The sequence below is a fragment of the Tsukamurella conjunctivitidis genome, assembly GCF_007858475.1.
GTDB lineage: Bacteria > Actinomycetota > Actinomycetes > Mycobacteriales > Mycobacteriaceae > Tsukamurella > Tsukamurella conjunctivitidis.
On sequence record NZ_VIGX01000006.1, the window covers coordinates 250,367 to 261,905 of the forward strand.

An 11,539-nucleotide genomic window follows, 5' to 3' on the forward strand; every position below is an offset into this window, starting at 1 on the left:
TCAGAACCCTCCCAGTGGCGCCGGGAGGCGCCGGGCGTCGAGGCCGGGGAACGGATCGTCGGCGTGCCGCCACCCGCGCGCCAGTGCGACCGCGCGGTCCTCGTCGCCGCGCTCGGCCGCCTCGGCGATCTCGCGCAGGGCGTGCGCGTGTTTGTAGGCGCGGTCGCGGGCGTACCCGGCGGCGGTGTCCTTCGAGACCATGAAGGGCCAATCGGACTGCAGGCACATCAGCGCCTCCTGCAGCACCTGGTCGCCGACCACGTCGCGCATGCCGTGCTGCTCCGCGGCGCGCTTGTCCAGCACGCGCAGTGTCGTGGCGGTGATGTCCTCGTTCAGCTCGACGAACTCGCGGACCAGAGGGCCGTCCCAGACGTGCCAGTCCTTGCCCGACCCCCACGAGCTGGCGGGGATCTCCCGCGCCTCGCCCACGTACCCGGCCTCCGCGGCGGAGCGCAGCGTGCCGACGCGCACGCCGGCCTCGGGGAGCGCGCGCAGTACGCGCTCCAGCCAGATCGGGCCCTCGTACCACCAGTGCCCGAACAGTTCGGTGTCGAAGGCGGCGACGACCAGCGCGTCGCGACCGATGCGCGCGCTCTCCGCGCGAACGCGAGCGACGACGGTGTCCACGAAGTCGGCGACGTGCTTGTCGATGGCGGCGTCGGCCCGGGCGGGGTCGTAGGGCGCCTTGTCCGCCTCGGCGACGTTCTTGCCCGTCACCCGGCTCGGCTTGAGACCGGTGGCGTGATCGTGTGCGTAGAAGTCGCGGTAGGAGGCGTGCCCGGGATAGCCGGACTTGGGCGACCAGACGCGGTAGCTCACCGGCAGGTCGCGGCCGAAAGCGAGGACGGAGGACTCGCCGACGGGGTGCGCGAGCGCCGTGTCGCCCCCGAGGGTGGGGCCGTCGACCATGAAGTGCGTGACGCCCGCGGCCTCGTAGCCGAGTTCCATGCCGGGCTTGTAGGCGCACTCGGGCGCCCAGATGCCGGTGCGGGCGGGCGATCCCAGACGGGCGGTGCCGTAGGCGAGGCCCTCGCGCAGCGCGAGCTCGCGCAGGCGGGGGTGCAGCAGGGGCTGGAACGGGTGCGCCAGCGGGCCGCCCAGCAGTTCGACCGTGCCGGCGTCGGCGAGGCGGCGCAGGACCGGAGTCCCGCCGTGACGCCAGCGCGTCTCGAACAGATCGAGCGCGTGCGCGGAGTTGCGGTGTTCGCGCGCGCCGAGTTCGGCCGCGGCAGGGCGACCCGACAGGGCCGCCTCGTGCGCGCGCAGCTGCCAGTTGCCGAGGTAGTGGTGCATCGCCTCGAGGCAGTACGGGTCGTCGAGCTGCGCGGCGAGTACCGGCGTCACGCCGAGCGTGAGCTGATCGGTGCGGCCCTCGGCGGCGAGCCGGTCGAGCATTTCCGTCACGGGCAGGTACGAGGCGGCCCACGACTGGTACAGCCATTCCTCGCCGACGGGCCACGCGCCGTGGTGCGCGAGCCACGGCAGGTGGGAGTGCAGGACGAAGGCGATCATCCCGGGCTCGCGCCCGGAGGTCACGGCTTCCTCGCGTAGAAGAACAGGTCGAGGCTGTCCGCGGCGTCGGCCCTCAGGTCGAAGTCCTCGGCCGCGACGGCGGCCACGTCGTTCGAGAGCTCCTCGGGCCAGGGCTCGCCCGCCAGCGACCGCTCGATCTGGGCGTCGATGAAGCTGCCGCCGTGGCGACGGTCCAGCTCGGCGAGGCGCGCGCCGTGGTAGACCCCCAGTTTCTCGGTCACCTCGAGGCCAGCCTCCTCCAGCAGTTCCGCGAGTTCGTCCGAGTTGAGTTCGCGGGTGTGGAAGGGGTTGAGCGGGGTGTCGCGGCCGGGGGAGAACGTGACCCGGTTGGGCGTCGAGATGGCGAGCTCGCCACCCGGGCGCAGGATGCGTGCCACCTCGCGGAGGAACTGCGGCTGATCCCAGAGGTGCTCGATCACCTGGAAGTTCACGACGGCGTCCACCGAGGCGTCCTCGAGGGGGAGCTCGGCGAGGTTGCCGTGCAGCATCGTCACCGCCGGGTACGCGGCGCGCACGTGCGCGACGGCCGACTCGTCGTAGTCGAGTGCGGTCACCGTCGCGCCGCCGTCGGCGAGCATCGCGGCGCCGTAGCCCTCGCCGCTGCCGGCCTCGAAGACCGACTTCCCGGCGTAGCGATCGACGATCGCGAGATAGGCGATCTCGTGCCGGCGGAACCAGTAGTTCTCCTCGGGAATTCCGGGAACGGTTCGCTCGCCGGTCAGGGGAAGCGGGTCACACATTCTTCTCAGCCTAGTCGTCGCGGGGCGTGGGCCATCCCACATGGACAGTTACCAATCGGTAACTTACTCTGGCGTTAAACAGTGTTGTGAGGCGGTGCTACCTTCTACTCGCTGAAGCTCAGGCGGGGGAGGATTATCCGTACCTCGCCGCAGTGTGAGAATGTGCCTACGAGTATCCGATCATCGATGGAGGTCGACGAAGACCAATGACGAACGTAGTCGTACTGATCAAGCAGGCTCCCGACCCCGGGTCCGAACGCAAGCTGTCCGATGACTTCACGGTCGACAGGTCGATTGATCCGTGGCTCGAGGAGATCAACGAGCGCGCGGTCGAGGCCGCCCTCCAGATCAAGGAGGCCCACGGCGGCGAGGTCACCGTGCTGACCGTCGGCCCCGCGAGCGCCACCGACGCGATCCGCAAGGCCCTGTCGATGGGCGCCGACAAGGCGGTCCACGTCCAGGACGACGCCATGCACGGCTCCGATGCCATTCAGACGGCGTGGGTCATCGCTCGCGCGCTGGGCACCATCGAGGGTGTCGAGTTGGTCATCGCCGGTAACGAGGCCACCGACGGCCGCGTCGGCGCCGTTCCGGCCATCCTGGCGGAGTACCTGGGTCTGCCGCAGCTGACCCACATGCGCACGCTCAACGTCGACGGCGACTCGCTCACCGGTGAGCGCGAGACCGACGAGGGCGTCTTCGCCCTCGAGGCCTCGCTGCCCGCGATCGTCTCCGTGAACGAGAAGATCAACGAGCCGCGCTTCCCGTCCTTCAAGGGCATCATGGCCGCGAAGAAGAAGGAGATCACCGTGCTCTCCCTCGCGGAGATCGGCGTCGAGCTCGACGAGGTCGGCGGCGCGAACGCCGGCACCACCGTCACGGGCGTGACCCCGAAGCCGCCCAAGCAGGCGGGCGAGAAGGTCGTGGACGAGGGCGACGGCGGCACCAAGGTGGCGCAGTTCCTCATCGGCCAGAAGATCATCTGAGACCCTCGAATCCACTCATAAGGAGAGAAGCCGTTATGGCAGACGTACTCGTCCTCGTCGAGCAGGTCGACGGGAAGCTCAAGAAGGTCACGGCCGAGCTGCTGACCGCCGCCAAGGCCCTGGGTGAGCCGGCCGCCGTCGTCGTGGGTGCCCCCGGCACCACCGACGCGATCGCCGATCAGCTCAAGGCCGCCGGCGCCGCCAAGATCTACCGCGCCGAGTCCGCCGAGGCCGGAGAGTACCTGGTCACGCCGAAGGTCGGCGTGCTCGCCGAACTCGCCGAGAACCAGGGCGCCGCCGCGGTCCTGACCGCCGCCACGTTCGAGGGCAAGGAGGTGGCCGGCCGCGTCGCCGCGCGCCTCGGTTCCGGACTGGTCGCCGACGTGATCGCCTTCGGTCCCGGTGGCACCGCCACCCACTCGATCTTCGGTGGCGCCTTCACCGTCGAGGCCACCGCCGGTGGCGACACCCCGGTCGCCTCGCTGCGCCCGGGTGCCGTCGAGGCCGACGGTGTCGCCGGTGCCGGTGAGATCGTCGACGTCGCGGTTCCGGCCGAGGCCGAGAACGCGGTGAAGATCACCTCGAAGCAGCCGATCCAGGGCGGCAACCGCCCGGAGCTCACCGAGGCGAGCATCGTCGTCTCCGGTGGCCGCGGCGTGGGCTCGGCGGACAAGTTCTCGGTCGTCGAGGAGCTCGCCGACTCGCTCGGTGCCGCCGTCGGCGCCTCGCGCGCCGCCGTCGACTCGGGCTACTACCCGGGCCAGTTCCAGGTCGGCCAGACCGGCAAGACCGTGTCGCCGCAGCTGTACATCGCCCTGGGCATCTCGGGCGCCATCCAGCACCGCGCCGGCATGCAGACCTCGAAGACCATCGTGGCCGTCAACAAGGACGAAGAGGCCCCGATCTTCGAGATCGCCGACTACGGCATCGTGGGCGACCTGTTCGACGTCGCCCCGCAGCTCACCGAGGCCGTCAAGGCGCACAAGGGCTGATCCGCAGTACCGCTCGACGAGCCCCGTCCGGAACCCTCCGGGCGGGGCTCGTTCGTGTCCGCACCGATCTTCTCCCCGAATCGTCGTGATCTCGAAACCGCGACACCTAGAGTTGCGGAAGATTCGACGATCGCGTCGCACAGGAGGTCGGGATGGGTGCACGTCAGCGTGGGAACGACGGAACGCAGGTGCGGAGCGACGAGGCCGTGCTGCGCCGCCCCGGCATCGACCGGCGTGGCTTCCTGGTGGGCCTCGGACTGGCGGCCGGCGCGGGTGCCCTTGCGGCGTGCGGCGTCTCGGACCCGGCCGGCGGCCCGTCGTCGGCCGCGCGGCGTCCCTACAACACGCTCGCGGGCCCCGACATGTCGGGGGCCGCGCCGGGCGTGCGCGCGCAGGACGACCTGTTCCGGCACGTCAACGGCGCCTGGTACGACGGCTACACGATGCCCGCCGACAAGGTCTCGACGGGCGCGATGGAGATCATGGGCGACGAGGTGGAGCAGCAGCTCAAGGAGATCGTCGAGTCGATCCGCGATCCCCGCGCGGGGAGCGATGAGGCCAAGATCCGCGACGTCTACAGGACCTATCTGGACACGGCGGCGATCGAGGCGGCGGGCACGGGTCCGATCCGTCCGATGCTCGCGGCGATCGACGGTGCCGCGGACCGCGCGGCCCTGTTCGAGGTCATGGCCGCGCAGGAGCGGTCCGACAACGGATGGGGCATCGTCGCGAGCGCGATCGGTCCCGACGGGAAGGACTCGACGCGCACCGTCGTGACCCTGGCGCCCACCGGTGGTGCGCTGCAGAAGGACCAGTACACCGATCCGCAGTCCGAGAACATCCGGGCCGCCTATCGGACGTATCTGCGTACGACGGCCCGGCTGGCGGCCCTCCCCGACCCGGAGGCCACGGCGACGCGGATCTTCGACCTCGAGAGCCGCCTGGCCGCCGAGACCTGGGCTCCGGAGAAGTACCGCGACCCCACCGCGACGTACAACCCGTACAAGTGGGAGCAGCTCGCCGATCTCGCCCCCGGATACGACTGGATCCGGTGGCGCGACCTCCAGGGGATTCGCGCGGACGTCTCCCAGGACGTCGTGCTCGTGCAGCCCGGCTTCCTCACCGCCGCCGCCCGGATCTGGGCGGAGACGGATCTGGAGACGCTCAAGGACCGCGCGCGCATGACCATCGTCCAGAACTACTCCTCGGTTCTCCCCGCGGCCTTCCGCGACGCCGACTTCCAGCTCGCCAAGGTGCTCCAGGGCGTCGAACGGCAGCCGGAACGCTGGAAGGACGCGATAGGCCTGCTCAACGGCGGGCTGGGCGAGGCGCTCGGCCGGCTGTACGTGGACAAGCACTTCGCCGGCGACGCCAAGCACCAGGCGGAGCGGCTCGTCACGAACATCAAGAGCGCCTTCCGGACCAGCTTCGAACAGTCGCCGTGGATGACGCCGCCCACGCGCAGCGCCGCGATCGTCAAGCTGGACAAGATCTCCACCAAGATCGGCTATCCGGACAAGTGGGAGGACTACACGAAACTCACGACGGACCCCGCATCCGCCGTGGGGAACCTGCGGGCCCTGGCGATGTTCGCGAACGAACGGAGCCTGGACGAGCTGAGCAAGCCGGTGGACCGGTCGAAGTGGAGCATGGTGCCGCAGACGGTGAACGCGCAGTACGACCCCACCAGGAACGAGATCTGTTTCCCCGCGGCGATCCTGCAGAAGCCCTTCTACTCGCCGGACAGCACCGCAGCGGTCAACTACGGCGCGATCGGCGCCGTCATCGGGCACGAGATCGGGCACGCCTTCGACGATTCGGGCTCGCGGTACGACGGTGACGGCAACCTGCGGGACTGGTGGGCGCCGCAGGACCGGGCGGAGTTCGACAAGCGCGCGAAGGCGGTGATCGCGCAGTACGACGTCCTGGTACCGACCGGGCTGGGGCCCGGCGACACCGTCAACGGCGAGCTGACCGTGGGGGAGAACCTGGCCGATCTCGGCGGGCTGTCGGTCGCGATCAAGGCCTTCCGCATCGCCGTCGCGAACCGCGACGAGGGCACGGAGTTCGCGGACCGGGACGGCGCCGCGGCGGCATCGTCGTCGGCCGCGGCGGCCTCCACCTCGGACGCCGTGCTGGTACCGCTGTTCCTCAGCTACTCCCGGAGCTGGCAGAGCAAAACCCGGCCCGAGACCGCGAAGGAGATGCTCGCCACCGACCCCCACGCCCCCGAGGAGCTCCGGGTCACCCAGGTGGTGAAGAACCTCGACGCCTTCGTGGCCGCGTTCGGTGTGCGCCCGGGCGACGGCGAGTGGCTCGCCCCCGAGGAGCGCGTCACGCTCTGGTAGGCCGTCTAGGATCGGTGCCGTGAGCAGCGTGTTGATCGTCGACGACCAGCGTCTCATCCGCGACGGACTGCGCATGTTGCTCACCGCCGCACCCGACTTCACCGTCGCGGGCGAGGCCACGAACGGCGAGGAGGCGGCGCGCGCGTACCGCGAGCTCACGCCCGACGTCGTGCTCATGGACCTGCGGATGCCCGGGGTCGACGGGGTCCGCGGCATCGAGCAGATCATCGCCGCGGATCCGGCGGCCCGCATCGTCGTGCTCACCACCTTCGACGACGACGAGCACATGTACCCCGCCCTCGCAGCCGGCGCCGTCGGCTTCCTGGTCAAGGACATCGCTCCCGAGGCACTGCTGGACAACCTGCGCCGGGCGCTCGACGGGGAGGTACCGATGTCGCCGGGGCCGGCGCGCCGGGTCCTGGGCGAGGCCCTGCGCGCCCGGACGACGGCGTCGTCCCCGTCGGTGCAGGAGCCCGCCGTGCCGTTCACCGAGCGGGAGAACGACGTACTCACCCTCGTCGCCGAGGGGCTGAGCAACGCGGCCATAGCGGGCCGGTTGCACGTCGCGGAGTCCACCGTGAAGGCGCACATCGCGAACCTGCGGCAGAAGACCGGCGCCGGTTCGAGGGTCGAGTTGGCGCGCTTCGCCGCTCGCGACTGAGCTACTCGTCCCGCGTCGGTACCGACAGCGCGACGACCCACCGGTCGCCCTGCGGGCCCGCCGCGATCCGGCCGCCCGCGAGTTCGGCGCGTTCGGCCATCCCGGTGAGACCGTAGCCGTGCCCGCGTGCGGCGTGCGCGGGGAGCGGGCTGGACACCGTTGCCTCCCATGCCCCGTCGGCTCGGCGCACGTCCACGGTGACCGCGGAGCCCCGGGGCGCGTGCTTCATGACGTTGGTGAGGGCCTCCTGGACCACTCGTACAAGGGTCAGCGCATCGATCGCGGCCGGCGGTGCGCCGCCCAGGTCGATCCGCGCGTCCACCGCGAAGCCGGCGTCGACGGTGCGCTCCACCGCGCGCCGGATCTCGCTCTCGGCGTCGTCGATCGTCCGGTCCTGCACCGGGTCCCGCTCGCGCATCGCGGCGAGCAGACGCCGGATGTCGGCGAGGGAGTCCGTCGCCGTCTCGTGGATGTCCGAGAGGACCTCGTCGAGGCCGGGATCGATGCCCGCGTAGACGGTACGGGCCACACCCACGCGCAGCGAGATGGCCGACATGTGGTGCGCCATCAGGTCGTGCAGTTCCCGCGCCAGCGCCGCGCGCTCGTCCCGCCGGGCGTGCAGCGCGTCGCGTTCCAGCTCGCGCCGCTCCCGTTCCGCCTGGGCGAACCGCTCGCGCATGTACAGCCCACCGACCACCGGCAATCCGACGAAGCTGATGGTCTCGGCCAGCACGCGGATCAGGGTGTGCTGCTCGTTGTCGAGCACCGATCCCGTGATGTAGCACGCCGCCCACACCACGGTCGCCGAGGCGACCTGCCAGCGCGGGCGCTGTGACGCCGCGAGTTCGGCGAGGGCGAGCGCTGCGAGGTAGGGGACCAGGCCCGCGGGCCCCCAGGCCTCCACCGACAGCAACCACCCGCAGAGCACCGACAGTGCGATCGAGACGGCGAACGGCGCGCGACCGCCGAGGGCGAAGAGCAGCGCGGCGAGCATCGATCCGGCGATGTACCCGGGCGATGCGTGGAAGCGCCCGGGATACACGCTCACGGCGAGCAGGACGGGCACCACCACGAGGGGAGCGACCCGCACGCCGACGGTCCAGCTGGTGCGTGACATGGCAGCACCGTACGGCACCGACGGGCGCCCCGACAGCCGTGACCTGCGCACATAGCGGTTGCATAGGGGATTGTCAACCCCCTCCCGGCTAGTCCGGATCGCCGAAACCCGGTCCGAAGGGCGGAGTTCTCGGGGCGTGCCGCCGACGAGGGTTGAGGACATGATCACCGACATCGCCGAGCGGCCGCGCGCCGTCGCCGGTACCACGCGCCGCACCTTCCTGACCGTCCTCGCCGCCGCCCCGTTCGCCGGGGCCGCCCTCACCGGGTGCCGCCCCGGCGCGCCCGCATCGGCCCCCGCGCTTCCGGGCGGCCGTCGTGCGCTGCCGATCCCGCCGCTCGCCCGGTCCGTCGTCGGCGCCGACGGGGTCCGCCGGTTCGACCTCGCGGCCACGGCGGGATCGTCCGAGATCGTCGCGGGTCGCCGCAGCGCGACCTGGGGCTACAACGGCGACGTGCTCGGCCCCACGTTGCGTGCCCGCGACGGGGAGAAGGTCGCGGTGAGGGTGCGCAACGGGCTCACCGAGGCGACCAGCGTGCACTGGCACGGCATGCACGTCCCCGCCCGCGCCGACGGAGGCCCGCACCAGATGGTCGAGCCGGGCGGCACCTGGACGGCGGAATGGACGGTGCGGCAGCGGGCCGCGACGCTCTGGTACCACCCGCATCCGCACGGGGTGACCGAGAAGCACGTCTACCGCGGGCTCGACGGCTTCTTCCTCCTCGACGACGACGCGCAGGACGCTTTCGGCCTGCCGTCCGAGTACGGCGTCGACGACGTCCCCGTCGTGGTGCAGGACCGGAAGTTCCTGCCCGATGGTGCGCTCGACGAGAGCGGGGAGGGCGAGACCGGCCTGATCGGCCCCACCGTGATCACCAACGGCATCGCCGGGGCGAGCCTCCTCGCGCGCCGCGACCGGATGCGCCTGCGGCTGCTCAACGGCGCCTCCGCGCGCTGCTTCGAGTTCGGCTTCGCCGACGGCCGCCGATTCGAGATGATCGCCTCCGACGGTGGTCTTCTCGCCGCGCCCCTGTCCGTCGATCGCCTGCTGCTCAGTCCGGGTGAGCGCGCCGAGATCGTCGTGCGCGTCGCAGCCGGCGAGCGCACGATGCTGCGCTCGTACCCGGTCACGCAGCGCGGCAGGATCTCCGGCGAGACGGCGCGCGAGTACGGGCAGGAGGACACCCTCGACGTCCTCGAACTGGTCGGCGCCGAGGCGCTGGACGCCGGTGCCGGCGCCGTGCCGCGGGACCTCGGGGCGATCACGCCGCTCGCCGCAGCTGCGACCGCGCCGTCGCGGTCCTTCGACCTGCAGTGGTACATGATCAACGGCGAGCGGATGGACATGAGCCGCATCGATTTCGCGCCCGTGGTCGACACCACCGAGGTGTGGGCGGTGCGCAACAAGGACAACTGGCCCCACAACTTCCACGTCCACGACGTGCAGTTCCAGGTGGTCGCACTGGACGGTCGGACCCCGCCCGCGCACCTGCGCGGGTGGAAGGACACCGTCTACCTCGCGCCCGGCCAGGCCTGCTCGCTGGCCATGCGATTCACGGACCACACCGACCTGACGATGCCGTACATGTACCACTGCCACCTGCTCTACCACGAGGACCGCGGCATGATGGGCCAGTTCGTCGTCGCGGGCAGAGGGCAGACCGCGCCCACCCGCCTCGACATGGCCGGTATGCCCGGGATGGCGATGCCCGGTACACCCTCTGGCGACGATTCCTCCGCCCCCTCGTCGGCCCCCGCGTCCGCGCCGGCCCACCGCGGCCACTGACGTCCTCCTCTCCCTCGACAGTTCCCCGAGCGGGCGCCGCACGCACCCGCAGGAAGTGACACACCATGACCACCAGCACGACCGCCTCGACCCGCGGCGCGGCGGAGACCGCCGCTGCCGGGCGAACTCCGGCCCGGCGCGGGCCCGCGCCGCGGATGATCGGCCTCGACCTCGCCCGCGCGCTCGCCGTGATCGGCATGTTCTACGCCCACGTCGGACGCAAGCAGGAGTTCGTCCTCCTCGCACCGTCCACCTGGGACGGCATCGTCGTCGGGCGCTCCTCCGCGCTCTTCGTCCTGCTCTCCGGCCTCGGCCTCGGCTTGATGACCCGCGGCCGCGCGGGTGATGCCCTGGCCACCCGACGCCGGGAGATCGTCTACCGCGGCGTCTTCCTGTTCTTCGTCGGCGGCGTGCTCGTCACCCTCGGCGTGCACATCTCGATCATCCTGGCGACCTACGCCGTGCTGTTCTGGCTCGCGCTCCCGCTGTTCTCCCTGAGCGACCGGGCCCTGCTCCGGACCGCTGCGGCCGCTGCGCTGCTCGGACCGCTCGTGAACGCCGTTGTGGTGGCACTGATCACCCGGTTCGGGGACCCCGGCACCGAGTTCGCGAAGCTCCTCGCCACCGGGAACTACCCGGTGCTGATCTGGATCGCCTATCTCGTCGCCGGCATCGCGGTGGGACGGCTCGCGCTCGACCGTCGCGCGACCGCGACCCGCTTGATCGGCCTCGGTGCCGCGATGCTCCTCGCGTACCCGACGGCATGGGTCCTCTCGTCCGCCACCGGAACGGTCTTCGACGGCTTCGGCGGCGTGATCAGCGCGGGTGGGATGCCCGCCGCAGGAGATGCCGAGCGCGACGCCTGGCACTGGGTGTGGAGCGATGCCTACCGGTTCGTCGGTGCGCAGCCGCACTCCGGTACGCAGTTCGAGGTCATCGGCAACATCGGATTCGCGCTCGCGCTGATCGGGGCATGCCTGCTTCTGGGTGCACGTGCTCCGCGCCTGCTCGCCCCGGTGGCACGAGTCGGCCGGATGTCGCTGTCGCTGTACTGCCTTCACATCGTCGCGGTCTTCGTGCTGCTGCACACGGTGCAGGACTCGCGCCAGCAGGCGTGGCTCGAGACGGACTGGCGCGGCACCGCGATGTGGCTCGCGTTCACGGTGGGCGCCTTCGGCTTCGCAACGGCGTGGTTCCGCCATCGCCCGACGGGTCCGTTGGAGGAGGTCATGCGGCGCCTCCCGGGCCGCCTCGAGGCCAGGTCCTGACGGGCCCGGCGCCGCCGGCGGAACGCGGGTACGGTGGGAACCGCACCGCGTTTCCGCCCGTCGTTCAGCCCGACGGGTGTGAACAGCCCTGAACGACAATCAAATACG

Annotated in this window: 9 protein-coding genes; 6 read left to right on the forward strand and 3 right to left on the reverse strand. The window is 71.2% G+C overall.

Translation table 11 applies throughout. The annotated features are described in order from the left end of the window. Window positions 1-1,512, reverse strand: a complete 1,512-nt coding sequence (locus tag FK530_RS13440; RefSeq protein WP_146487592.1) for a 1,4-alpha-glucan branching protein domain-containing protein — start codon at window positions 1,510-1,512, stop codon at window positions 1-3. Between the two features lie 20 nt (window positions 1,513-1,532). Further along, a complete protein-coding gene (locus tag FK530_RS13445) occupies window positions 1,533-2,273 on the reverse strand; it encodes a class I SAM-dependent methyltransferase (protein ID WP_146487528.1) in 741 nt (246 codons plus the stop codon). 206 nt (window positions 2,274-2,479) lie between these two features. Here FK530_RS13445 and FK530_RS13450 point away from each other — a divergent pair, with 206 nt between their 5' ends. The 4 genes from FK530_RS13450 (at window position 2,480) to FK530_RS13465 (ending at window position 7,260) form a co-directional block, all read left to right on the forward strand. After that, window positions 2,480-3,259, forward strand: coding sequence for an electron transfer flavoprotein subunit beta/FixA family protein (locus FK530_RS13450; protein WP_146487529.1), 780 nt, complete (start codon window positions 2,480-2,482; stop codon window positions 3,257-3,259). Between the two features lie 35 nt (window positions 3,260-3,294). After that, the gene (locus tag FK530_RS13455; protein WP_146487530.1) at window positions 3,295-4,251 is read left to right on the forward strand and encodes an electron transfer flavoprotein subunit alpha/FixB family protein; all 957 of its coding nucleotides are present in this window, start codon (window positions 3,295-3,297) and stop codon (window positions 4,249-4,251) included. Between the two features lie 152 nt (window positions 4,252-4,403). Next, window positions 4,404-6,599, forward strand: a complete 2,196-nt coding sequence (locus FK530_RS13460) for a M13 family metallopeptidase (RefSeq protein ID WP_146487531.1) — start codon at window positions 4,404-4,406, stop codon at window positions 6,597-6,599. Window positions 6,600-6,618: 19 nt separating this feature from the next. Further along, window positions 6,619-7,260 carry a response regulator gene (locus FK530_RS13465; protein WP_146487532.1) on the forward strand — a complete coding sequence of 214 codons (642 nt, stop codon included), beginning with the start codon at window positions 6,619-6,621 and terminating at the stop codon, window positions 7,258-7,260. 1 nt (window position 7,261) lies between these two features. On the opposite strand, the gene FK530_RS13470 is transcribed toward FK530_RS13465, so the two are convergent. Then, window positions 7,262-8,377, reverse strand: coding sequence for a sensor histidine kinase (locus tag FK530_RS13470; RefSeq protein ID WP_158645096.1), 1,116 nt, complete (start codon window positions 8,375-8,377; stop codon window positions 7,262-7,264). A 160-nt stretch (window positions 8,378-8,537) separates the two neighbouring features. On the opposite strand from FK530_RS13470, the gene FK530_RS13475 reads away from it, so the two are divergent. Together FK530_RS13475 and FK530_RS13480 are read left to right on the forward strand one after the other, a co-directional pair. Further along, window positions 8,538-10,163, forward strand: coding sequence for a multicopper oxidase family protein (locus FK530_RS13475; protein WP_146487534.1), 1,626 nt, complete (start codon window positions 8,538-8,540; stop codon window positions 10,161-10,163). Window positions 10,164-10,228: 65 nt separating this feature from the next. Continuing rightward, a complete protein-coding gene (locus tag FK530_RS13480; RefSeq protein WP_146487535.1) occupies window positions 10,229-11,431 on the forward strand; it encodes a DUF418 domain-containing protein in 1,203 nt (400 codons plus the stop codon). Window positions 11,432-11,539 lie beyond the last annotated feature (108 nt).

Coding starts and splice junctions, on each gene's coding strand:
- FK530_RS13440 (WP_146487592.1), bottom strand. CDS start 1,512: ATGATCGCCTTCGTCCTGCACTCCCACCTGCCGTGGCTCGCGCACCAC.
- FK530_RS13445 (WP_146487528.1), bottom strand. CDS start 2,273: ATGTGTGACCCGCTTCCCCTGACCGGCGAGCGAACCGTTCCCGGAATT.
- FK530_RS13450 (WP_146487529.1), top strand. CDS start 2,480: ATGACGAACGTAGTCGTACTGATCAAGCAGGCTCCCGACCCCGGGTCC.
- FK530_RS13455 (WP_146487530.1), top strand. CDS start 3,295: ATGGCAGACGTACTCGTCCTCGTCGAGCAGGTCGACGGGAAGCTCAAG.
- FK530_RS13460 (WP_146487531.1), top strand. CDS start 4,404: ATGGGTGCACGTCAGCGTGGGAACGACGGAACGCAGGTGCGGAGCGAC.
- FK530_RS13470 (WP_158645096.1), bottom strand. CDS start 8,377: ATGTCACGCACCAGCTGGACCGTCGGCGTGCGGGTCGCTCCCCTCGTG.
- FK530_RS13475 (WP_146487534.1), top strand. CDS start 8,538: ATGATCACCGACATCGCCGAGCGGCCGCGCGCCGTCGCCGGTACCACG.
- FK530_RS13480 (WP_146487535.1), top strand. CDS start 10,229: ATGACCACCAGCACGACCGCCTCGACCCGCGGCGCGGCGGAGACCGCC.